Below are 22,621 nucleotides of genomic sequence, written 5' to 3'. Positions count from 1 at the left end.
CATGTCACATGTGCCGCTTCAAACAAGAAAACCAATCGCAACAGTGGCCACACCCATGCTCGACTTTACTGGTTTGGGTATTTTGCAAGAAGCTCATGAGTATAAACATGACCGCTATCGTTACCGTTACCGCCATATTTTAAGAATGAAAGCACACAATGAGTTTAACTAATAGCCCAGCATTGCTTCGAGAAACCGTGCTCAATGTGCATCACTGGAACGACACATTATTTAGTTTTACAACCACGCGTAACGCTGCCTTACGCTTTCAGTCCGGACAGTTTTTGATGATCGGTCTGGAAATCGAAGGGCGACCGATATTGCGGGCATACAGTATTGCAAGTCCGAATTATGAAGAGCATCTGGAGTTTTATAGCATCAAAGTACCTGATGGTCCTTTGACCTCTCAACTACAACATCTAAGGGTAGGCAGTACTTTGTTGGTCGGTAGAAAGCCGACTGGCACACTGATCAAAGATAATTTACGACCCGGTAGAAATCTTTACCTGTTATGTACCGGAACTGGATTGGCGCCTTTCATGAGTATCGTGCAAGACCCTGATTACTACGAGGCCTTTGAACATATTGTATTGGTGCATGGCGTACGCTATATCAGCGAACTTGGTTATAGCAATTACCTCAAACAAGAGTTACCTAGCCATGAATATCTTGGTGATCTGGTAACGGATCAATTTCGCTATTTCCCTACCGTGACGCGTGAGCCATTTACTCAGCAAGGTCGTATTACGGATTTACTAGAGGCCAGTACGATAGAGCGTGAACTGGGTTTACCAGCTTTAGACGCAGAGCATGACCGTGTCATGGTCTGCGGCAATCCAGAGGTCCTAGTTGATTTGGTGGCGATATTGCATCGTCGTGGTTTTGATGAAGGATCGATGCAACATCAAGGTAGCTATGTCATCGAACGCGCCTTTGTCGAGAAATGAAGATCAAGGGGAACTTACTATGACATTCGTCGTTACCGAATCTTGCATCCTGTGTAAATACACTGATTGCGTACAAGTGTGTCCTGTCGATTGCTTTATCGAGGGGCCCAATTTTTTAGCCATTGATCCCAACGGATGCATAGACTGCGCCGTGTGCGTGTCAGAATGTCCTGTTGAAGCAATCTTTGCCGATACCGATCTGCCATCGGGACAACAACATTTTTTAAGCATCAATGCAGAGCTCGCCAGTAGCGGCAAGTGGCCAATGATTAGTCAGAAAAAATCACCACTACCTGAGCACGAAAAATTCAAGACGATCAAAGATAAAATTAGCTTACTAGATCGCAACGGTGTTTGACCTGTAGCGAGATAAGACCGGATTTTACATGTTATGGCTTATTTTCCGATAAGCTGTTTAGAAATACTCCGTAGGAGTAATTATTAATTGTCCATATATTTATTGGTATTTTTAGTGGTTTTTTTATTAAATATTTGGGAGTATATTTTTATGAGTATTGACTTAGTTTTTCAACGTGATTTTTGCTAAGTATTTCTTTGCTAAAATCACTTCTTTTTTACATTTAAGATTTCCGCAAAATTCTCCTTGCAAGAAGTAGCGACAAGGCCAGTACTTTAGCTTCGTACTTGGTAAGAATGGGATTGCTACGCAGCCGTAGCAGTTTTGCGTAAGTCCTGACTTGACGTAGTGTTACCAATATTCACCCCCGGGATACGCTGATTAGCAGCTAGAAATTATTACTCTCTATGCCCTAGTAACTATTTGAGCAAAAAAACCACATCTTATCTTTGCGTTAGTCGTCTTGGTTCTGCCTTAAATGACTTAATCAAATTTCCGACTTGCTTAGTTTCTCACAGCTACTGCTCCACAATTAGGTTCTCGCTCATAGCTAGCCAATTGATTTTGTGGGTGAACACATACAGGTATTGAACTGCTCGCTTTAGGGTATTTCGATGCTATAAATGCATGTATTGAAAATCCCAATATCTCCAATCGATAGAAACTGTTTTACCGAATCCTCCGGACTTCGTACTCTTCATCCACCACACAGTCATACAAAAACCTTCACAAGTAAGGTCGGACGAGGTGGATAAAAACAAGGGACTTACGCAAAACTGCCCCAGCTGCGTTGCAGCGACTAGCCGTACCAAAGTACTGTCGTCGTCGCTACGCCTTGCTGGGACAATTTTGCGTCAGTCCTAAAATATAAAATCGGAGACAGCAATGCAGAAATCATCAAGCAAGCGCAAGCTTAGGCTCGTGCTAAATCAATGCGCTTTGGCGGGTGTAGCACTCTCAGCAGTTGCTAGCCACGCGGGCGAAATCAAAGTCGACAATCCAGACCTGACGTTAAGATTCGACAACACCGTTAAAGCCAGCACTATCTATCGCCTTAACGATGCTGATTCGATATTGACCAATTCATTTAGTCCGTCTGGTGCGCCGCAAGCGCTGAACCTGAACGCCGGTGATCAAAACTTTCGCAAACGGGGTTTTGTATCTGAGCGGGTAGATTTGCTCTCTGAATTCGACCTGGTTTTCCAACGCAAATACGGATTACGCGTAAGTGCTGCCGCATGGTACGACCAGGCATACAATCGCAAGACAGACGCCCTAAATGATCCCACTGTGGGTCAGGTGCCATACAACGAATTCCCAGATTACACACGAAAAATTGCCGGTAGTAAGGCCGAAGTGCTGGATGCTTTTGTATTCGGTAGTACTGACTTAGGCAATGCGGGCAAGCTCACAGCGCGCCTTGGCCAGCACACCATTTTATATGGCGAAAGCCTGTTCTTTGGCGATAACGGCGTGGCCGCTGCTCAAGGTCCGGTAGACATCAATAAATTATTGTCCTCTCCAAATGCACAATTTAAAGAAATTGCAATGCCCGTTCCTCAGTTGTCTGCTCAATGGCAAATTCAGCCCAATATTAGCTTGGGCGGATATGTTCAATTTCGCTGGAAAGAGAGCAGAGTTCCGCCATCTGGTAGTTATTTCTCTACCGCGAATGTTCCTTGGAATGCGACTGGTCCCGAGTTCGTGAATATTCCTGCGTTTGCTGGCCCTGTCGCCGGTAGCTATGTTGCATCGCCGGGTGCGAATGTCCGTCCAGGTAATAACGGGCAGTTTGGTTTACAGCTGAAATGGCGGATTGATGAGACTGATCTGAGTTTTTTCTACGCCAAATATAACGACAAATTTGGCCAGCTCTATTCGCGCCTCAACCCAGGCGCCAAGACGACGGATAGCCAGTGGTTTTACGTGTTTGGAAGCGACATCAAAGTTGCGGGTATGAGTGCTTCGCGCTCCATTGGCGATTTCAATGTCTCTGCTGAGGCATCCGTACGCGACAACATGGCACTGACCGTCAATAACGCGGTGTACTTTGGACCGGCTAGCGCGCCGCGTCCGATTAACCCTACGGGTCGTACTGCGCACTTCAATTTGTCTATGTTGGGTAGTTTTGGCGCTAACTTTTTGGCGCAAGAAAGCGGTTTGGTTGCTGAGCTTGCCTGGAACCGCGTATTGAGTAAAACCGATCCTCAAAATGAGATTGATCAGGGTCGTACTCGTGATGCCAGCATTGTGCAGCTGATCTACACACCTACTTATCGTCAGGTGCTGCCGGGCTTGGATTTGAGCGTACCCGTTGGTGCTCGCTATTCTCTTGATAGTCGATCCAGCGTGACTGCCTGGGGTGCTAAAGGCACCGGCAACGCAAACATTGGACTGGAAGGTAATTACCTTAATACATGGCAATTCGCGATGAATTACACGCGTTATATCGGTGATAGCAAACCTTACAACGATTACGCTCTCGGTCAATTCAGTGATGGTAATCCGCTAGGCGACCGCAACTATATCTCCCTTAGCGTGCGCCGGACTTTCTAAGTCGGTCTGCCTTTGCTTTGACTATTAAATAAAGAGACAACATCATGAAGAAATTCAATCGCAACAATCATCATAATCACATCCTCACCGCCATTATTAGCATGATGATGAGTGCAGTAACTCTGCCCGTCATGGCTGGTGTAACTGCAGAAGAAGCGGCTAAGTTAAAGACCGAATTAACCCCATTCGGTGCTGAAAAAGCTGGCAATAAAGATGGCAGCATCCCGGCCTGGACTGGTGGTATGACGACTGCTATTGCAGGCGATAAAGCGGGAGGGCGTCGCGGCGATCCGTTTAAGGATGAAAAACCAATCTTCTCAATCACTGCTAAAAACGCGGATCAATATGCCGATAGGCTGACTGATGGCGTTAAAGCGCTATTAAAAAAATATCCGGATTACCGGGTGGATGTTTATCCAACGCATCGCACTGCTGCCGCGCCGCAATGGGTCTATGACAATACATTGAAGAACGCGACACGCGGCAAATTGGTCGGCGATGTTGCGGCTGATGTCGTCGGTGGTATTCCTTTCCCGATTCCTAAAAATGGTGCAGAAGTGATTTGGAATCATATGCTGCGCTGGCGTGGTACTTCGTTTCAGTCGCAGGTAACACAGTACCAAATTACTGCCGATGGCCGTCCTGTGATGACCACGGATGGCATTATTGATTTTCAGATTCCCTACTACTATCCCGAGGCTACTTTAGAATCGTTTGCGAAATCGCCCGAGATTCAACTGATCCGATTAGTCAACGTAGGTCCTCCTATCCGCGCTGGTGAAGCTATTACTGGTCGCGATCAGCTCGACCCTGCTAAAACCCAAGCCTGGGTGTATCTGACGGGGCAGCGCCGGGTACGTAAGTTACCTAATCCGTGTTGTGACACGCCATCCCCGGTGACCGCAGGTTTAATGAGTTTTGATGAGGTACAGACTTGGTCAGGTAAGTTGGATCGCTTCGAATTTAAAATCGCCGGTAAGAAAGAAATGTTTGTTCCGTATAACGTGAACAAAATGCTGCAACCGAAGGCCGATGCAGAAGTGCTGAGTAAGACAGGTGTCAATCCAAGCTACATGCGTTGGGAATTGCATCGGGTATGGGTGATTGATGCGGCGCTACGCGCAGGTCAGCGCCATCCGGCTGCCAAGAGCCGCTATTACTGTGACGAAGACACCTGGATTTGCGTGCTGGCAGATCGCTTTGATTCAAACGGTCAATTGTGGAAAACAATTTGGTCGGCTAGTTTTGTTGCGCCAGATTTGCCGGGTAACGTGATTGGTTCTTTCGGCTTCAATGATCTGTTATCAGGCAACTCCTACGTTGGCGATCTCTATAACAGTAAGTCGGTGCATTACGCGGTCAAGCCACGCTATTCAGACAGCACCTTCACACCGGATGCGATGGCAAGCGAGAGTGTGCGCTGATGAACTGTTGTAATCGTTATCTGCCAGCCGTGGCTAAGTCATTCGCACTAAGTCTCATGATAATTACGATATCTGCGCAAGCGACGCCCATTGGTGACGCGCTCGATCGTCCGGCACTCACGTCCCGCCAGGCAGCAAAGGTCGTACTGCTTAGCGGTGCTCAAGTTGGCGGAAGGTTGGTTGCGGTCGGTGAGCGTGGCGTGATCGTGTTATCTGAGGATGATGGCGCCACTTGGCGTCAGGTGCCAGCTCCAGTCAGTGTGACATTGACCTCTGTGCGATTTAATGGCTCACATGGGATTGCTGTCGGGCACGGCGGTATTATCTTGACCAGTGATGATGCAGGTTCTACTTGGACACGCCAATTTGACGGCCGTCTTGCAGCACAAATGGTACTTGAAACGGCGCAAAAATCTGGTGATCTAATTACAGAGAAAATTGCCTTGCGGCTAGTTGCGGATGGTCCTGATAAGCCATTTTTAGATGTATTAGTCATTGGCGCACGTCGCGCAATCGCAGTGGGCGCGTACGGCTTAATCTTTGCGACTGAGGATGGTGGAAAAACCTGGATTTCACGCATGTCTGCTGCCGATAATCCGCAAGGTTTACACCTTTATGCAGCCCGTGCGCGAGGCCAGCAAATTGTCATCGCTGGTGAGCAAGGTTTGTTATTACGCTCAATCGATGGTGGCCAGCATTTTGAACGTATCACAACGCCATACAAAGGTAGTTTTTTTACGCTAGAACTACCAAACGACAATGAGATTGTTGTCGCTGGTTTGCGAGGCAATATCTGGCGCAGTATTGATGCCGGTAGTCAATGGTCGCAGGTGCCCGTATCAATGCCCGCTTCGATCACAGGATCTGCATTGCGGGCGGATGGTTCCTTAGTCATGGTCAATCAGGCCAGCGTTATTCTACAGGGGCACGATGGTGTTTTAATACCACTAAAAACGCCGCTTTTACCACCTTTAAATGCAGTACTTGTACGTCGAGATGGCTCATTACTTGCGCTGACAATGCAAGGCGCGATTGGCCTAGACTTAGCGTCAGCCGTGGCCGGAGTTAAGCCATGATGCCTTCCTCTCATTCTCCGATCGGGTCGGGGCAGTTGTCTGACTTTGATCCCCGGTCTGGTTCGCTGGTCGAGCGTCTTTTGTTTAATCATCGTCTTATCGTAGTTGCAGTATGCGCGCTGATCACGATTTTGCTCGGCTGGCAGGCCAGCAAACTGGAGCTAAATGCCAGTTTTGAGAAAACTATTCCTTCTCAACATCCGTATATTCGTCATTTACTGGATCACCAGAATGATCTTACCGGGCTGGGTAATGCTGTCCGTATCGCGGTCGCAAATAATCAGGTAAACGCCCCGGGTAATTTGACCATCTATGACAAGAATTATCTTGAAACCCTACGTCAGTTCAGCGATGAGGTGTTCTTACTTCCAGGCGTCAACAGAACTCAGATGAAGTCGATATGGACGCCGACCACACGTTGGGTTGGTGTCACTGAGGATGGTCTGGAAGGGGGCCAGTCATCCCTGATGCTTATGATGGTTCTGCCCAGTCGCTGCAATTGCTCGCCACAAATATTGCCCGCTCCGGCGAGATCGGTCAGATCGTAGCGCTGGACGCAAAATCTAGCGTGATCTATGTGCCGCTGCTCAATCAGGATAGCGCAGGGCGACCTCTGGATTACCGTAGTTTTTCTGAAAAGCTCGAAGCCTTGCGCACTAAGTATGAGGCGCGTGGTGTCAAGGTCCATATTACTGGTTTTGCCAAGCTAACTGGCGATTTGATTGAGGGCGTCAAAACGGTACTCGCATTCTTTGCGCTGGCCGTATTCATCGCCACCTTAATGGTGTACTGGTACACAAGGTGCATACGTTCCACTTTGCTGGTGGTTGCCGCGTCACTGATCGCTGTGGTCTGGCAGCTTGGAATGTTGCCTATGCTTGGCTATGTTCTCGATCCGTATTCGATACTGGTGCCATTTTTAGTCTTCGCTATCGGTATGAGTCATGGCGCACAAAAAATGAACGGCATCATGCAAGATGTTGGTCGCGGGATGCATAAATTAGTCGCGGCACGCTTTACCTTCCGCCGCTTGTTTTTGGCTGGATTCACGGCACTAGTCGCCGATGCGGTGGGATTCGCCGTATTGCTGATGATCGATATTCAGGTGATTCGGGAACTAGCAGTTGCCGCCAGCTTAGGTGTGGCCGTATTGATTTTTACCAATTTGATTTTGCTGCCGATTTTGCTCAGTTATAGCGGCGTTAGTGCCAGCGCTGCCGAGCGCAGCTTACGTGCAGAAGCGGGTGATGCTGCCGGTGAAGTGAGGCATCCTCTATGGGCGCTATTGGATCGCTTTACGCAACGTCGCTGGGCTACCGGTGCCGTGGTAGTCGCGGTGTTAATGGGCATTGGTGGATATGTCGCCAGCACACACTTGAAGATAGGTGATCTTGATTTAGGCGCGCCGGAGTTACGTCCTGATAGCCGCTATAACAAAGACGTTGCATTTATGACGTCTGCTTACGGCGCTTCTAGCGACGTGCTGGCAGTGATGGTGAAGACTCCGGAGGGCGCTTGCTCGCAATACCAGACACTGAATAAAGTAGATGCGCTGGAGTGGGAGTTACGTCAGCTAGATGGAGTAGAGAGCACGAATACGTTGGCTTTGCTCAATCGTCGAGTGCTGTCCGGTCTGAATGAAGGCAATCCAAAATGGTACGCATTTCTACCCAATCAAGCGATGCTCAATACCGTCACCGCCGGAGCGCCGCGCGGCTTATATAACGACAGCTGTGGCTTACTCACGATGTATGTTTATCTGCGGGATCACCGTGCTGACACATTGACAGCGATAGTCCAGCATGTGGAAGCATTTGCCAAAGAAAACGATACTAACGACACAAAATTTCTGCTAGCTGCAGGTAGCGCGGGGATAGAAGCTGCGACCAATATTGTTGTACATGATGCGTGGCGTCAGATGCTGCTATTGGTATATGCCGCAGTGATTGTGTTGTGCTTTATTACCTTCCGGTCATGGCGGGCGGTGGTGGTCGCGGTACTCCCGCTGATGCTGACCTCGATCTTGGCCGAGGCGCTGATGGTGGCTCTGGGCATGGGTGTCAAGGTTGCAACGCTGCCGGTGATTGCATTGGGTGTTGGTATCGGTATCGATTATGCGCTATACATCCTCAGCATTATGCTGGCTCGCATGCGGGAAGGTCAAAGTCTCTCGGAATCGTACTACCGGGCGCTACTATTTACGGGCAAGGTCGTGATGCTGACGGGGGTTACTCTGGCAATCGGCGTGGTGACCTGGAGTTTCAGTCCCATCAAATTTCAGGCAGATATGGGTTTGCTACTGGCATTTATGTTTTTATGGAACATGCTCGGCGCATTAGTTTTATTACCTGCATTAGCGTACTTTTTATTGCGACCTGTTATGCCATTAGCTGCAGTGGCGCATTCAGCTAATTCAGGAAATTCAGGAAATTCAGTTAACTCATTAAGCACGTCAGCAACACCAACAGCACCCGACAACTTAACCAATTCTGTTACCGCTTTATAGGACTTGATCACGATCTTCTGCTAGTGATCAAGCAAGCGTATGTCTTTGATGTTTTTGATTTACTTTACTGAAAAAAATAACTCATCCCAATTTGTACAAGCTTAATTTTAAAGGACTTATCACAATGAATATTATCGGACCAGACGCTCTTGTTTTTGGTGTTGACGACTTGGCGGCATGTACCCAATATTTGACCGACTATGGTCTGACACCAGTTGGCAATAACCGTTTTGAAGCGTTGGACGGTACTGCAATTATTTTGGCACACCGGAATGACGTATCACTGCCTGCACCGCTACCAACCGCCACCATGCTAAGAAAAACGATTTATGGTGTAACCGATCAGGCTTCACTCAATGCGATCACTGAAGAGCTTGAACGAGATCGTCAGGTACTCAGGCTCGATGATGGCTCGATTGAGGTAGTCGACGATTCTGGTTTTGCTCTTGGCTTTCAGATTACGGTGCGTCGCGCTATCTCGCTGCCTGCAGAGGCAGTCAATGCGCCAGGTGCAGCGCCCCAGCGTGCTGTGAATAAAATCGCATTTGATCCCGACGATCAGCCACGTCCAAGGAGCTTGTCGCATGTCGTTTATTTTGTGCCAGACGCAGCTAAAGCAGAGGCTTTTTATGCTCGTATCGGCTTTGTTTGTACCGACCGCTTTGCTGGCGTAGGCCCGTTCTTGCGTCCAGCAGGAACGGTAGATCATCATACTTTATTTCTGATTCAGACTCCTCCGTTTATGACCGGTTGTGAGCACTTTACTTTTCATATGGGAGGCCCGACTGAGGTCATGCTGGCTGGTACTCATTTTGTAGAAAAGGGTTATCAGTCGTTTTGGGGGCCGGGTCGTCATTTGTTTGGATCGAACTGGTTTTGGTACTTCAATAGTCCGCTCGGATGTCATGTTGAATACGATGCAGATATGGATTTGCATGACGATCAATGGGTGGCGCGCCAGGCACCGATGGGCGCGGATGGATCGCAGCTTTTTCTATTTCAGCATCGTGAAAAATGGGCTCCGGGTGGACCGCTTCCAGCTAAGTTGCCATCAGATACGCCTACCTTAGATAAAGCTACTTTAGATACGCCACTTTCCGGCGCGCCAGTCGTATCCGGGGCGCACTAGCCATGAGCGACGGCATGTATCTCTGTAATGCAGACGAGGTGATAGAGGGCGCCAGTAAGGGCTTTGCGCAGTTGGGTATTTTTGTACTGCGTTATCAAGGTGAGATACATGCTTATAGGGATGCGTGTCCGCATTACGGCAATACCCCGCTTGCCTGGCGCAAGGATGAGTATTTCAATGCTGATCGCACACGTGTCATCTGTGCTGCTCACGGTGCTCAGTTTGAGCCTGTGACGGGTAAATGTTTATTGGGGCCGTGTCTGGGACAAACCTTAACAAAAGTGTCGCTGACGATACTCGCGAACGGCGATTTACGCTGCGCTGATTTGAGTGATAACAGACTATAACTATCGAAGAATTAAAGATCAATTAAGGAGTTTTAAAATGACTACAGCTGTACGTACTGCCCTTGTTATTGGTGGTGGATTTTCTGGAATGGCAGCGGCAATCGAGCTAAGCAAGCGCGGAGTACAGGTTGATCTGGTTGAGATTGATGCGGACTGGCATTCTTATGGTGCTGGTATCAGCCTAGGCGGCGCCACTCTGCGCGCCTTTGGCACATTGGGAATACTCGATCAGTTTTTACAAGAAGGTTATGGCAGTGACGGCTTAGATATTTATACAGCGACTGATATACATGTTGGTCATTTACCGACACCACGTCTTGCCGGGCCAGATGTTCCGGGCGGCGCTGGTATTATGCGGCCCGCGCTGGCTAAGTTGATGGCTGCTGCGACTAGACGTGCTGGTGTTGATGTACGTCTGGGGTGTAGCTTCACATCAATCGAACAAGACGTTGATGGTGTTGATGTACAGACGACTGACGGCAGTTGCAAACGGTATGATGTCGTGATTGGTTCTGATGGCTTGCAATCAAAGGTACGTAGTTTGCTTTTTCCGGATGCACCAGAGCCTAGCTACACAGGACAAGGTGTATGGCGCGCTGTATTGCCACGGCCTGCTGATGTAGTTAATACTAAAATGTGGATGGGGCCGAAAATCAAAACCGGTATTAATCCGGTATCCGCCAGTGAAATGTATTTATTTGTCACCGAGGACCGCGAGACCAATACTCATATCCCCACCGATCAGCAACCGCAAATGTTGCGTGATTTATTGGCGCCATTTTCCGCACCGCTGATGCAACAGATCAGAGAGCAAATCACGGCTCAGTCCCAGGTCATTTATCGTCCCCTAGTCAGTTTATTGTTGCCGCAACCATGGTTTACCGGACGCGTGGTGTTGATTGGTGATGCCGTACATGCAACGACACCGCATTTAGCGTCGGGCGCATGCATCGGAATCGAGGATGGTATCGTTTTAGCTGAAGAGTTAACACGTGCTAGTAGTGTGGTAGGAGGTCTTGATCGCTTCCAGCAACGACGCTTTGAACGTTGCCGCATGGTTGTAGAAAACTCTGGTCGTCTAGGTGAAATCGAGATATCCGGCGGTGATAAACAAGAACATACCAAGATCATGCGCGCATCGTTGATGGCGCTCGCTGAACCGATTTAAATTGATATCGAAAAGTTGTATTTGGCAGCAAATCTAATAAAGTGCAAAACACCAAACACTAAAATAAGTGTTGTAGTCAGAAAAAATATAAAAATAAGATCACGCTAAATAGCGTAATGAATGCATTAATAATGCAACAAACAGGAGACAAGTATGACGAAGGCAGATAGCAGGTCAGGACATATTGTATTAATGGTCGCACATTGCGCGGGGATGCTTGATCTGGTGGCATTGCCATTATGGGTTGGCGCGCTGATTTCATATTATCACTTTGATGCGCAACAGGCAGGTGGGATGGTGACATTATTTCTGTTTGGCGCAGTGGCGAGTAGTTTGTTTTTTGCTCCACGACTGAGTCGCTTAAACGGACGCATCGCTGCTGCGCTCGGGTTTGGACTGGCGATGCTGAGTTTTATCGCACTGTCTTTCACGCATGATTTTGTCATTATGTTGTTGTTGCACGCGATTGCGGGTATGTCTGCTGGCTGTGCGTTAAGTTTTACCCACGGTAGTATCGGCCGCAGTATTCAGCCGCATCGTTTGTTTGCTACTGTAGGAATCACAATTGGGATATTCGCATTGGGATTTTTCATCGTCACACCGCCGTTGGTTACTCAATATGGCGGCCCGGTATTATTTCGTCTTTTTGCTACCGTCATGGCGGTAGCTACGGTGGCGAGTGCCTTAGCTTTTCCTCAATCTTATACTGCCATTGAGCGCCTGAATAATCGTGTGATTAATGCCAACAATCAACGATCAAATTTAACAAAAGACAGGCTTGATCCTCGTGTCTGGTTTATGGTGTTTGGCGTCGGTTGTATGGCTTTAGTACAGTCAATGATCTTTAGTTTTGTCGAGCGCATCGGCATGGATCGTGGTTTTGGTATCGCGGCGGTGTCGGGCGTTTTGATCGCACTCGGTATTGTGAATTTATTACCCGCACCGCTGGCGGTATTGCTGGAACGCAGGTTTTCGGCATATCGCGTACTGTTGATCGGTCCCATATTACAAGCTGTAATTGCGCTGGCGATCACGCAGAGCACAAGCTTTATGCCTTACGCTGTTGCGACCTCGGTGTTCGCTGGCTTGTTGATTTTCACCCATACGTTTGCCTTCGGCGTTTTATCTAAACTTGATCCATCTGGTCGAGCTGCAGCATCCACACCAGCGATGTTAATGATTGGTGCTGCGATAGGGCCAATTTTAGGCGGGACGCTTGTTAAGAACGCTGGCTATGGAAGTCTGGGTATCGCTACGGTTATGATCGCGATACTTGCGGTGGCGAGTTTTCGTCGAGTGACGTTGTCAGAAGATCCTAAAGTAGCGCTGGTATAAATTTTATTCTGTCTAGGTTTGCCTTGGTATATTTATCTGGGAAAATCCGGCATATTTTTATAACGATATCAAAGGAAATAGTATGATCAAGATGATGATAGTTGGACGCCGTCGCACAGGCATGACACTGCGCCAGGCACATCATTATATGAAGAATGTCCACGGTGCAGATGTAGTACAGTTTATCGGTAAATCACCTGATTTAGCGCCAAGACGGTATATACAAAATCACGTTTTTGAAAATAGTTTTCGAGTCCCCGTAGTTTTTTCAGGGGCGATGCCGGATACGCTTTCTATTGGCCGTGATTTTGTCACGCAAGTCTGGTTTGATCATCCCGAACAGGCTGCGGCAGCACTCACTGCACCATTTTATCTGGAGCATTTACAGCCAGATGAAGATCGCTTTGTTGATCAGGCAAGCGTACTCAAAATGCCGGTGATCGAAAAAATCAAGCTTGCTGCTGACACTAACACCGCTGATGACAGTAATAAGGACAATGCTAAAAGTGCCAGTAAATTATTTGTCTTCTATCGGGTTGCTGAGGGTGTTTCAGTTGATGAATTACTTTCCGCAACGGACGACGTTTGGCAAACGATATTGGCTGATGCGAGTAGCGGTATCGATCGTGTGATCCGTAATCAGACATTGCAACGTCCCGGGCACGCTATAAGTGTTGATCTGATCGACGAGGTATGGTTAAAAGATGACGAGGCAGCGCTAGCATTGGGTGAGCATTGGCTTGCATTATCAGACGCTAGTTTGCCAAGTCCGCTGAGCCAGTTGTTGGTGTCAGGTTCGACTTTTGTACTCATGGCGCATGAGCATGTGATGTTTGCTGGCGTGGCAGTATAAATTACTGGCGCGTTAAAAGCCCAGTTTTTATCGCGCTGATTTTGTATTCGTAATGAAGAGGCTGTCACTCGAATACGGATGGTTTAGAGCGCTCAACCGATAAAATTTATAGAAGTAATAAAATATACTCCCATTCAGTACATTTTAGTTGTCCATATATTTTCTGATCCGTATCGGAGTTTGGATAAAAAATATAGGGAGTATATTGTTTTTATGAGTTATTTTTCCTATTCCCACACAGCCGATACAACTCGCTGATTGAGGTGGATATCAGTTAGTAGCAATCCCTATTGCATTTTCAACCAATTGTTTGATGGAGCCATCGTGACTAAATCCCATTGCTTCGGCAGTGCTGGTATTGATCGGTGGATAAGCGCCAAACACGGCTTCTAGTTTGGGGTTGGGTTGATAGCTAATTAAGCTCAGGCGATCTGCGCCAAATATGCTCGCAAGCTGGTCGACTAACTCGCTGATGGTCAAGCGCAATACTGGTGGAGTAACTACCCGCCGGTTTGCCAGTTGTTGCGGTTCTAAGCTCGCTGCATGCAACAAATTATTGACACAGCAATCACGTGACATCCACCACATAACTGCTTGCGCCGAGACCGGACAAGTAAACGGCTGGCCATCTCGCAAGCACCAAAAAATATCACTCATAAATGCTGACGTCAACCCATTGGTCACGGGTGGCCGTGCCACAATACCCGGTAGTCTCAATGCACATCCATTTATCCAGCCACGTCGGCTGTAATCTTCCAGCAGCAATTCTATCGCCAGTTTATGTGTTCCATAACTGAGAACCGGGCGCGGCAAACTCGCGTCGTCAACTAAGTCTGGTAATACGGTTCCGTAGACCGCAACACTACTCGCAAACACTAATTTTGCTACCGCACCTTGCAGTGACTGAACACGTAAAAGCTCTAGCAACTGTAAGCTCGATTGCAGATTGACGTTAAGACCTAACTCATAGTTGGTCTCCGCTGCACCACCCGGTATGCTGGCTAGATGGAATACATAGTCTACCGGATGTCGAAGCGCTTGTACCAAGACACCGGGATTGCCAATACTGCCGCATAATTGGTGAACACGAGCATCGGTTGCTACCTGATCGAATGCCATGTCAACTAAGGTGAGCTGATCAAAGTTATGCAACTCAGTATCGCCCTTATTTTCTAGTAAGCGCTTTACTAATTCGGTACCGACAAAGCCGTTGGCACCTGTGATCAAAATATGCATTTAATACCCTTTGCTGCGAACTTGAGAGTGGAGATTTAATTACCGTCGCCGATGGTAGTGCCGCCATCAACAATCAGGTTTTGCCCGGTTATAAATGCCGCTGCCGGTGTGGCTAAAAATACTGCAACGCCTGCCACATCATCAACCTGCCCAAAGCGCCTTAATGGTGTCAGCGCAATCCGTTTCGCAGCCAAAACTTGTTGAGCTGAGATCGGTTTAGCAAACGCAGTATCGATCACCCCCGGCGAAATACTATTGATGCGGACATTCGACGGCCCCCATTCCACTGCAAGGTTACGCACCAGTTGAGCGCTGGCCGCTTTTGATAAACCATACAAACCGATATTTTTATTACCCCTGACACCTGCAATGCTCGACATGATGATGACACTACCGTTGTTACGCGCCGCCATCTGTGGAATGAGTAAATTACACAGCTGTAGATTGCTATGTAAATTTATCTCCATCGTCAGTTCATAGTCCCGGTCAGAAGCACTAGCAATCGGTCCGGCATGGGGCGCGACTCCAGCGTTACAAACTAATATATCAATTTCCCCGAAGGCTGCTAGCGCTTCGCTGGACAAAGTTTGTATCTCTGACCGTGATCCCATATCGCATGGAAATATCGCCACAGCATAGCCAGCGGCGGTCATTTCTGCCGCCAGCGCTGAACCACCAGCACTGTCAATATCGCTGAGTAATACGTGTGCACCGGCATGCGCCATTTGCCAGGCAATTGCACGCCCTATACCGTTGGCCGCACCTGTGATGAGTGCCACTTTATCGGCGAGAGAAAATAATGCCTGGGGCTGTGCTCTTTGTTGTGTTTGGTGCTGTACTTGGTGCTGAATTAAGTGCTGGCTCATTTCAGTTCAGTCCATCGGCAAATTTTCCATCCAGCAGAATGAATAACATGCGTGTCGATTTGCCCGACCGATTTGCCCATGCGTGATTGGTGCCGCGTTGTATCACTACATCGCCTCGATGCAGCAATACCTCGCTGTCGTCCAGCACCAGATAAATTTCGCCCTCCAATACCATACCGTAATCAACGGTTTCAGTCCTGTGCATTAAAGGATGCGGTGCCGCGGCATTACCTGTTGAAGCCTTCGCGCCACCTAGCTGTGCAAAATGTGCTGCTGCTTTAGCTGGGTCAAGCGCTCCGTCGTCTTCAGACTCTGGCGGTATGTCAGTCACGCGAATTACACTGCCCATTGATGTTGGTGCTAATTGCAATGGACGTAAGGTCGGATCTGCCGCATTGTCGACTCTGACTGGCATGCAGTCCGTGCGCCAAATTTCAGTAAATGCCAGACCGGGCTGTGCCGCTACCTCAAACACCTGTGGCGCGGACGTGTCACTGATAATGATGGCGCGGCCATCGGCGCTATGGCCCGTAACTACTCGCCGTACCGGCGCGGTCATGCTAACCGTCCGTTCAGAGTTTCTGCTACCCAATCAGCAATAAAATTACCAGCATTGGCGCTGTTGTCGAAACTACTGTGCTGTATGCCACCTTCGCGCGGGGTAAAAATTTTCAGCTCGCGCTTTGGGCTATTGACTAGTTGGTCATAAGTCTGGTGCGCATATTTCAGTGCAATCTGTTTATCGGCTTCGCCATGAGTAACTAAAAAAGGCACCTTGATTCTGTCCAAAATTCCATTCAGATGCACTTGCTCTGCGATGGTCATAAAATCGTCTACATCTTTTGCGCCCCATACCCAGCACACATGCTCCCAATAGTGGGGCACTGGATTTTGCCCTTCTCGTGCGAGGCGTTGCTTTTGGACTTCGCGCCAATCGTGATTAGCACCCCACACCACACCACACGCAAAACGCGGCTCAAAAGCGACCGCGCGAGGGCAGTAGTAACCGCCCAAAGAGACGCCTTCCATACCGATGCGAGCATGATCGACATCGGCACGGGTTTCCAAATAATCGACTACTTTACTAGCCCACAGTTCAGTGTTATACACCGCTGTCAATCCGTGCAAACGCAGGGCTTCACCAGTGCCTGGCTGATCCACAATGAGTGACGATATACCGCGTCGCGCCAGCATTTGTGGCAGACCTATCCGGTATTTCAGTTCTTTGGTACTGTCCAGGCCATTTACCTGCACCAGTAATGGCGCTGGCTTCGCAACGCCATCCGCGCCTTTAGTGGTGTCTGCACGGACGTACAGCGCTGATAAATGGCTGTCACCATAAGGGATTTCTACCCGCTCGCAATTTTCGTGTGAGAGCGCCACGCCGCGCAAAAATGTCGCTTGAGATTTGGCATATAAAGTAACCCGTTCCGGTGCCCCATGACTCTGCATACGCTCTGCTACCAAGAAATAAATTGCTGCGCGATTGAGTTTGTCGCCTGCGGATAATCTGCGTCCGAGCACAACATCCTCGTTTGCCATATCCACCAGCTTGTCACCCATCGCAACCCAGGATTGCATAAATTTTACCGTGCCCTCATCGTCACCTTGGCGTGCTACTTCTAGCAGGGGGGCGCACATTTCCTCGATCTCGCCGATGCGCGCACCCATTTCGATGGCCAGATCAACCGACAGATTCCAGACGTAATTAGTAGGGAAGTAACGAAACATAATGAATTAGTCCTTTGTTGATGCAGCGTTTAAATTTGGCTGCCATTTCATAAAAAAATCGAAAAATTATTAGTCAGCATCATCAAAAATGGCTACCGCACGGGTCCAGCCAGCGGAAGCGGCGCGAATTTTATGAGGGAAGCAGCTGATCGTAAAACCATTACCAGGCAAGGCTTCTAAGTTATGCATTTTCTCCAGATGGCAGTAACCAATATCGCGCCCCGCTTTATGACCTTCCCAGATCAGACTGACATCACCAGTTTCTGCAATTTTTTTTGCGGTAAATGAAAATGGCGCATCCCAGCTCCACGCATCGGTACCCGTCAGCCTGACACCGCGTTCTAGTAAATACATGGTCGCCTCATAACCCATCCCGCAACCCGCATTGATGTAATCCGAGTGACCATAGCGCTCACCTGCACGGGTGTTAATGACGACGATGTCGAATGCTTGTAAGGTATGACCGATGCGCGCCAACTCGGCGTCAACTTCCATTGCGGTGACAACATGACCGTCGGGCAGATGACGAAAATCGAGTTTGACGCCGGGACGAAAACACCAATCCAGCGGCACTTCATCAATCGTGATGGAGCGTTCTGCTTCTCCCAGTTTGCGATTCATTTTTGAATGAAAATGGTAGGGCGCGTCCAGATGGGTTCCGCTATGTGTAGTTAATCTCACCCATTCAGCTGCAGCCGCTTCGCCATCGGGAAAATCCTCCACTTTTGTACCCGGCAGCATATGCATAAATTCGGGTAAGGTATCGCGATGGGTTTGATACTCGATCTTTGGTGCCAGCATCGGGGGATCGGAAAGAACATCATTTTCAAGATAGATCGATAAATCGACAAAACGGCGTGACATGTAGTCTCCTTGTCTGGTTTGTTGCGCTTATGTTGGTCATGGTGAGATTCTTGATTGGACGCTTATAATTTTCTGCGCCTTAGGTCAGGACATTTGACGACCCGTTGGTCAATTGCGCCAAATATCAATTGATCGGCAGCATCGCGTACTTCCATCCGAACACGATCACCAAAGCGCATAAATTGCGTTGAAATCGCACCGTGCTCAATCATTTCCAGCGCACGTCGCTCTGCGATGCACGCGGAACCTGCGCTTCTCTCAATATTAGAGACCGTGCCAGAGCCGATAATCGTCCCCGCTGACAGCTTGCGGGTGGCGGCTGCATGGGCAATCAAATGCTGAAAGCCAAAGCTCATTTCTGCACCATTCGGGTTACCAAACCAGACCTCATTCCAGTGCACTTGCAAGGGCAATGCAACTCGGCCATCGCGCCATGCGCTACCTAATTCACCTGGAGTAATTGCTAAAGGCGCAAAACTGGAAGATGGCTTTGCCTGAAAAAATCCAAATCCCGTTTTCATTTCTCGTGGCCCAAAGTGACGCAGACTGACATCATTAATTTGTACGATTAGTCGAACGTACGATAGGGCCTGATCGACAGGACAACCGAGTGGGACTTCATCCAAAACAACTCCAAATTCCCCTTCAAAGTCGATGCCGTGTGCTTCGTCTGGTAAGGCAATATTCTGATGCGGTCCAAGAAAATCGTCGGAGGCACCTTGATACATCAAGGGAATCGTATCGAGATCGGCAATCGGTGGCGTGTGGAATGCAGTTTCCATTAGCCGCGCATGGTTGATGAAAGCAGAGCCGTCACACCATTGCGGTGCGCGAGGTAGCGGAGCCGTCGCTAATTGCGGCTGAAATGGAAAGGCCTCAGCGACTTCACCACGGTTGAGTGACTGGTACAAGCGATCCAATGCGGGTGATAAACTCTGCCAGTTTTCTAAAAGACAAATAAGACTGGGTGAAATATTTTGCGCTGATGCTGCTCGAGTACCATCTTTCGAGACGACAACAAGTTGCCCGTCTCGACTGCTGCTTGCTAAGCTTGCGAGTTTCATGTCTCCGTCCTTATTATTTTTTTGGCTGACAAAAAAGCCAATACCGCATGCTAAGGACGTAGGCAATATGTGTAAAATCGATTTTCTTGATTGTATAAATCGGTTGCGGAAATACCTAAAAAAATCGGAGACAGGCATGCGGTTTAATAAACTTGATTTAAATCTGTTGGTAGCGCTGGATGCGTTACTGGCTGAGCGCAGTATTACTCGCGCTGCGCAAAGGCTCAATTTGAGCCAGTCGGCAACGAGTGGTGTATTGGCAAGGTTGCGTGATTATTTTGAGGATGAAATATTGACTCAGATTGGTCGCAATATGGTGATGACGCCGTTAGCAGCTAGCCTGGAAGCGCCAGTACGCGAGGTCTTGTTGCAGATTCAATCGACCATCGAAACCAAGCCAGGATTTGTTTTAGAAGAATCGACCCGGCATTTTCGGGTGATTGCCTCAGATTATCCAACTTCAGTCCTGATGGCTGAGGTGGCACGTAAGATGAGTGAACTGGCACCAAATGTTACTCTCGAAATTATGGCGCCTGGCGACGATCACGAAATACAGCTTGATCGTGGCGAAATTGATTTACTCATCATGCCAGCCAAGTATTTAGTCGAGGGTCATGCTAGCGAAGTGCTATTCCAGGACAGCTACAGTTGTGTTGTGTGGAAGGACAATACGATTGTTGGTGACAGTTTGACGCTGGATCAATATATGAGTCTGGCGCACGTCTCGACCAAATTTGGTAAAGCGCAGCCTAGTTTTGAAGAATGGTTTTTACAAAGCACAGGCTTTGCAAGGCGGGTTGAAGTCAGTACCAGTAATTTTAGTTCCTTGCCATTATTGTTAGTTGGTACCAATCGTATCGCCACTATGCATACCCGATTGGCAGATATGTTCGCCGACTATTTCCCGATTCGCTTATTACCACCTCCGATGGATATTCCGCTCTTGGTAGAGATGATGCAGTGGCATAAATTTGTCGATAAAGATATTGCCCATATCTGGTTTCGCACGCTACTCAAGGAAGTTGCCAATGCACGCCGTTCTCCGCTAGCAGCTTAATTTTATCGCGCAAGTTAATATCAATAAGCAATTAGTAAGTAACCATGACCAGCAAAAAAATCGCCTTACTGATGGTATTCACCTGGTTCTTCGTCGGCGGCATCGGACACTTCATGGCCCCGGACTTTTTTCTGAAAATTGTCCCGCCGTCTTTGCCGCTGCGTATTCAAGCGGTGTACATCAGCGGGTTTTTTGAGTTACTTGGTGCGCTGGGTTTGCTGCATGTTCAGTATCGTAAATGTGCAGGTATTGGCTTATTTGTGCTGACAATTACTGTTACACCTGCAAACGTCTATATGTGGCTTAATCCTCAGCTGTTCCCGAAAATACCGGAGTTGCTATTAGGCTTAAGGCTGATATTGCAGGCTCTGTTGTTGGCTGCGATTTGGTGGGCTGCTGCACCAGAGTCTCAAACTAAATAGTTTTATGAGCTTATCAATATAGGTCAACACACCCTAGGCTCACTCAAAAAAGGTGACGCATGAAACTAATTCTTTCCATCTTCATGAGCGCAATCATTGCGATGATCGCTCAGTCCGGTTTCGCAAATTCTATTGAAAATCCTATTGCAAGGACAGCCAAAACAATTGAGCCAACAGACGAGGGTATTGCTGCGCCATCGAGCTTAAAGTCGGCAGGGTGGCAGCGAGTTCATTTAGGTAGCAGCAGTCAGCAGTATGACTTTCCTGTGTATGCAAACCACGCTCTAGATGGTGACTTGCGTACTATTAGTGAGGTGATTTTTGTACAGCATGGATTGCAGCGGAATGGCGATGATTATTATGCCGCAGCGGCGGAGTTACTCAAGGCGACTGGCCGCGACCCCGCAGAGATATTGCTGATTGCGCCAAACTTTCCGGGTACCGCTGACACCAGGAAGGGTTTTGTGAATATGCCGATGTGGAGCGGACAAGGTTGGATGAGTGGCGAGAACGCAGTGAATGCGTCTTTTTCTGTCAGCTCTTTGCAAGTATTGGATGATTTACTCGCTTTTGTCACCAATAAAAATCGCTTACCGGCGGTGGTGCGGGTGACGGTAGCAGGGCATTCTGGTGGCGCACAATTGGTACACCGGTACGCGGTGTTAAACAATGTAGATGAAGGCTTGCGCGTACGTGGTATTGTCTTGACTTATGTGATCGCGAATCCTTCATCTTACCTGTACTTCACGGCTGATCGCCCGAACAATTCTGCCGCCTCCGGCTTTGCTCCTTACGACACCGCAGTATGTGCCGACTACGACAAGTATCGCTATGGCATGCGTAACATGGTGCCGTATGCGCAAGGTACTGATGGTATGACTTTATATCGCAGATACGCTCAGCGGCAAATGATGTATTTAGTCGGCTCCGATGATAACGATCCCAATCATCCGGTATTGGATAAAGCCTGCGGCGCAGAGGCCGAAGGTGCGACGCGTTTGCAGCGGGCACGTGCTTATTGGCGCTATGAACGATTGTTGGCAACGCCCCAGCAAGTCATTCAGCATCAGTATTTTGAAGTTGTCGGTGTCGGACATAATCAATCAAAGATGCTGGGATCACGTTGTGGCGCACTGGCGATATTTGCTCTGCCTGAATCAAAAAATATGGCTGCTGCCAGTTGCCGCGCACCGCAATAATCTCTTTTGCTTGATATATGTAAAAAAGGTGTAAACGAAGTCGTAAAAAAGTCGTAAAAATTTGTCTCAATTCTATTAAATATATTCATTGATCAAGCTCAGCATTGTATTGCGCACGCAATCTGCTGAGATAATATCTATCGACTTAGCCCGATTTAATCGCAAGACATCTTGCATAAATTTGCGCTTCCTTTTTACGAGAAGAATAAGCAGTTTTTTTGTAATATCCAGTAACAATAGGTATGAAACGCAAGTACGACTTTCGATGTAACGAAAAATTCACCAACTTCGCTTTTAGCAAAGTTGGTTTTTTTATGCGCGCCATTATTTGCTTGTATCCGGTTAAATTACAAATCAATTACCGTTTAAATATTGCTGCGGCAATGACATCATGAGCACCACTTAAAAATTAAATCAGTAATCGAGAATTACTTTAATCAGCAATGAGCAAATTGCGGAAACGAATTTAGGCAACGAGTTAAA

The 22,621-nt window shown here is 48.1% G+C and carries 19 protein-coding genes and 1 pseudogene; 14 read left to right on the top strand and 6 right to left on the bottom strand.

Features of this window, described 5'->3' with window-relative positions:
* Positions 1-158: 158 nt before the first annotated feature.
* The 11 genes and pseudogenes from AAKU64_RS09410 to AAKU64_RS09360 all read left to right on the top strand — a co-directional run bounded on the left by AAKU64_RS09410 (position 159) and on the right by AAKU64_RS09360 (position 13,699).
* Positions 159-947 carry a ferredoxin--NADP reductase gene (locus AAKU64_RS09410; protein WP_354329032.1) on the top strand — a complete coding sequence of 263 codons (789 nt, stop codon included), beginning with the start codon at positions 159-161 and terminating at the stop codon, positions 945-947.
* A 19-nt stretch (positions 948-966) separates the two neighbouring features.
* Entirely contained in the window at positions 967-1,305 is a 339-nt protein-coding gene (fdxA, locus tag AAKU64_RS09405) for a ferredoxin FdxA (RefSeq protein ID WP_354329034.1), read from the top strand.
* 885 nt (positions 1,306-2,190) lie between these two features.
* Entirely contained in the window at positions 2,191-3,861 is a 1,671-nt protein-coding gene (locus AAKU64_RS09400) for a DUF1302 domain-containing protein (protein WP_354362047.1), read from the top strand.
* Positions 3,862-3,905: 44 nt separating this feature from the next.
* Positions 3,906-5,285: a DUF1329 domain-containing protein gene (locus AAKU64_RS09395; protein ID WP_354362046.1), complete on the top strand. Its 1,380-nt coding sequence runs from the start codon at positions 3,906-3,908 to the stop codon at positions 5,283-5,285.
* 56 nt (positions 5,286-5,341) lie between these two features.
* Positions 5,342-6,361 carry a WD40/YVTN/BNR-like repeat-containing protein gene (locus AAKU64_RS09390; RefSeq protein ID WP_354329040.1) on the top strand — a complete coding sequence of 340 codons (1,020 nt, stop codon included), beginning with the start codon at positions 5,342-5,344 and terminating at the stop codon, positions 6,359-6,361.
* A pseudogene (locus AAKU64_RS09385) lies at positions 6,358-8,867 on the top strand (efflux RND transporter permease subunit). Before AAKU64_RS09390 ends, AAKU64_RS09385 begins: the two are co-directional and overlap by 4 nt.
* A 124-nt stretch (positions 8,868-8,991) precedes the next feature.
* The gene (locus AAKU64_RS09380; RefSeq protein ID WP_354329044.1) at positions 8,992-9,996 is read left to right on the top strand and encodes a VOC family protein; all 1,005 of its coding nucleotides are present in this window, start codon (positions 8,992-8,994) and stop codon (positions 9,994-9,996) included.
* 2 nt (positions 9,997-9,998) lie between these two features.
* On the top strand, positions 9,999-10,343 hold the full coding sequence (locus tag AAKU64_RS09375) for a Rieske (2Fe-2S) protein (protein ID WP_354329046.1): 345 nt from the start codon (positions 9,999-10,001) through the stop codon (positions 10,341-10,343).
* Positions 10,344-10,380: 37 nt separating this feature from the next.
* Positions 10,381-11,511: an FAD-dependent oxidoreductase gene (locus tag AAKU64_RS09370; protein WP_354329048.1), complete on the top strand. Its 1,131-nt coding sequence runs from the start codon at positions 10,381-10,383 to the stop codon at positions 11,509-11,511.
* Between the two features lie 153 nt (positions 11,512-11,664).
* Entirely contained in the window at positions 11,665-12,846 is a 1,182-nt protein-coding gene (locus tag AAKU64_RS09365; protein WP_354329050.1) for an MFS transporter, read from the top strand.
* Between the two features lie 82 nt (positions 12,847-12,928).
* On the top strand, positions 12,929-13,699 hold the full coding sequence (locus AAKU64_RS09360) for an EthD domain-containing protein (RefSeq protein WP_354329051.1): 771 nt from the start codon (positions 12,929-12,931) through the stop codon (positions 13,697-13,699).
* Positions 13,700-13,969: 270 nt separating this feature from the next.
* Here AAKU64_RS09360 and AAKU64_RS09355 read toward each other — a convergent pair whose 3' ends face one another.
* From AAKU64_RS09355 to AAKU64_RS09330, 6 genes are all read right to left on the bottom strand, one after another.
* The gene (locus AAKU64_RS09355) at positions 13,970-14,935 is read right to left on the bottom strand and encodes an NAD-dependent epimerase/dehydratase family protein (RefSeq protein ID WP_354329053.1); all 966 of its coding nucleotides are present in this window, start codon (positions 14,933-14,935) and stop codon (positions 13,970-13,972) included.
* 35 nt (positions 14,936-14,970) lie between these two features.
* Complete coding sequence (locus AAKU64_RS09350) at positions 14,971-15,801, bottom strand: SDR family NAD(P)-dependent oxidoreductase (RefSeq protein WP_354362045.1); 831 nt, start codon at positions 15,799-15,801, stop codon at positions 14,971-14,973.
* Between the two features lies 1 nt (position 15,802).
* Positions 15,803-16,360, bottom strand: a complete 558-nt coding sequence (locus AAKU64_RS09345) for a cupin domain-containing protein (protein WP_354329055.1) — start codon at positions 16,358-16,360, stop codon at positions 15,803-15,805.
* Complete coding sequence (locus tag AAKU64_RS09340) at positions 16,357-17,532, bottom strand: alpha/beta hydrolase family protein (protein WP_354329057.1); 1,176 nt, start codon at positions 17,530-17,532, stop codon at positions 16,357-16,359. The genes AAKU64_RS09345 and AAKU64_RS09340 overlap by 4 nt, the downstream gene beginning before the upstream one ends.
* A 69-nt stretch (positions 17,533-17,601) precedes the next feature.
* Complete coding sequence (locus tag AAKU64_RS09335; protein ID WP_354362044.1) at positions 17,602-18,396, bottom strand: cyclase family protein; 795 nt, start codon at positions 18,394-18,396, stop codon at positions 17,602-17,604.
* Positions 18,397-18,458: 62 nt separating this feature from the next.
* Entirely contained in the window at positions 18,459-19,460 is a 1,002-nt protein-coding gene (locus tag AAKU64_RS09330) for a fumarylacetoacetate hydrolase family protein (protein ID WP_354329060.1), read from the bottom strand.
* Positions 19,461-19,596: 136 nt separating this feature from the next.
* Here AAKU64_RS09330 and AAKU64_RS09325 point away from each other — a divergent pair, with 136 nt between their 5' ends.
* From AAKU64_RS09325 to AAKU64_RS09315, 3 genes are read left to right on the top strand one after another with little or no spacing between them, the layout of a single operon-like run.
* The gene (locus AAKU64_RS09325) at positions 19,597-20,517 is read left to right on the top strand and encodes a LysR family transcriptional regulator (RefSeq protein WP_322121053.1); all 921 of its coding nucleotides are present in this window, start codon (positions 19,597-19,599) and stop codon (positions 20,515-20,517) included.
* Between the two features lie 44 nt (positions 20,518-20,561).
* On the top strand, positions 20,562-20,939 hold the full coding sequence (locus tag AAKU64_RS09320) for a DoxX family protein (RefSeq protein ID WP_354362043.1): 378 nt from the start codon (positions 20,562-20,564) through the stop codon (positions 20,937-20,939).
* A gap of 59 nt (positions 20,940-20,998) precedes the next feature.
* Complete coding sequence (locus tag AAKU64_RS09315) at positions 20,999-22,138, top strand: alpha/beta fold hydrolase (RefSeq protein WP_354362042.1); 1,140 nt, start codon at positions 20,999-21,001, stop codon at positions 22,136-22,138.
* The last annotated feature ends 483 nt before the right edge of the window (positions 22,139-22,621 follow it).

The sequence above is a fragment of the Undibacterium sp. GrIS 1.8 genome (genome assembly GCF_040544445.1).
Classification (GTDB): Bacteria; Pseudomonadota; Gammaproteobacteria; order Burkholderiales; family Burkholderiaceae_D; genus Undibacterium.
The sequence above is the reverse complement of the archived record's forward strand: the minus strand, read 5'-3'. Positions and strand labels throughout refer to the sequence as shown.

Bases quoted from the DNA above. Each gene is read 5' to 3' on its own strand.
- AAKU64_RS09350 (WP_354362045.1), bottom strand. From the start codon at position 15,801: ATGAGCCAGCACTTAATTCAGCACCAAGTACAGCACCAAACACAACAA.
- AAKU64_RS09390 (WP_354329040.1), top strand. From the start codon at position 5,342: ATGATAATTACGATATCTGCGCAAGCGACGCCCATTGGTGACGCGCTC.
- AAKU64_RS09335 (WP_354362044.1), bottom strand. From the start codon at position 18,396: ATGTCACGCCGTTTTGTCGATTTATCGATCTATCTTGAAAATGATGTT.
- AAKU64_RS09330 (WP_354329060.1), bottom strand. From the start codon at position 19,460: ATGAAACTCGCAAGCTTAGCAAGCAGCAGTCGAGACGGGCAACTTGTT.
- fdxA (WP_354329034.1), top strand. From the start codon at position 967: ATGACATTCGTCGTTACCGAATCTTGCATCCTGTGTAAATACACTGAT.
- AAKU64_RS09325 (WP_322121053.1), top strand. From the start codon at position 19,597: ATGCGGTTTAATAAACTTGATTTAAATCTGTTGGTAGCGCTGGATGCG.
- AAKU64_RS09365 (WP_354329050.1), top strand. From the start codon at position 11,665: ATGACGAAGGCAGATAGCAGGTCAGGACATATTGTATTAATGGTCGCA.
- AAKU64_RS09340 (WP_354329057.1), bottom strand. From the start codon at position 17,532: ATGTTTCGTTACTTCCCTACTAATTACGTCTGGAATCTGTCGGTTGAT.
- AAKU64_RS09395 (WP_354362046.1), top strand. From the start codon at position 3,906: ATGAAGAAATTCAATCGCAACAATCATCATAATCACATCCTCACCGCC.
- AAKU64_RS09375 (WP_354329046.1), top strand. From the start codon at position 9,999: ATGAGCGACGGCATGTATCTCTGTAATGCAGACGAGGTGATAGAGGGC.
- AAKU64_RS09315 (WP_354362042.1), top strand. From the start codon at position 20,999: ATGAAACTAATTCTTTCCATCTTCATGAGCGCAATCATTGCGATGATC.
- AAKU64_RS09380 (WP_354329044.1), top strand. From the start codon at position 8,992: ATGAATATTATCGGACCAGACGCTCTTGTTTTTGGTGTTGACGACTTG.
- AAKU64_RS09320 (WP_354362043.1), top strand. From the start codon at position 20,562: ATGACCAGCAAAAAAATCGCCTTACTGATGGTATTCACCTGGTTCTTC.
- AAKU64_RS09410 (WP_354329032.1), top strand. From the start codon at position 159: ATGAGTTTAACTAATAGCCCAGCATTGCTTCGAGAAACCGTGCTCAAT.
- AAKU64_RS09370 (WP_354329048.1), top strand. From the start codon at position 10,381: ATGACTACAGCTGTACGTACTGCCCTTGTTATTGGTGGTGGATTTTCT.
- AAKU64_RS09345 (WP_354329055.1), bottom strand. From the start codon at position 16,360: ATGACCGCGCCGGTACGGCGAGTAGTTACGGGCCATAGCGCCGATGGC.
- AAKU64_RS09360 (WP_354329051.1), top strand. From the start codon at position 12,929: ATGATCAAGATGATGATAGTTGGACGCCGTCGCACAGGCATGACACTG.
- AAKU64_RS09355 (WP_354329053.1), bottom strand. From the start codon at position 14,935: ATGCATATTTTGATCACAGGTGCCAACGGCTTTGTCGGTACCGAATTA.
- AAKU64_RS09400 (WP_354362047.1), top strand. From the start codon at position 2,191: ATGCAGAAATCATCAAGCAAGCGCAAGCTTAGGCTCGTGCTAAATCAA.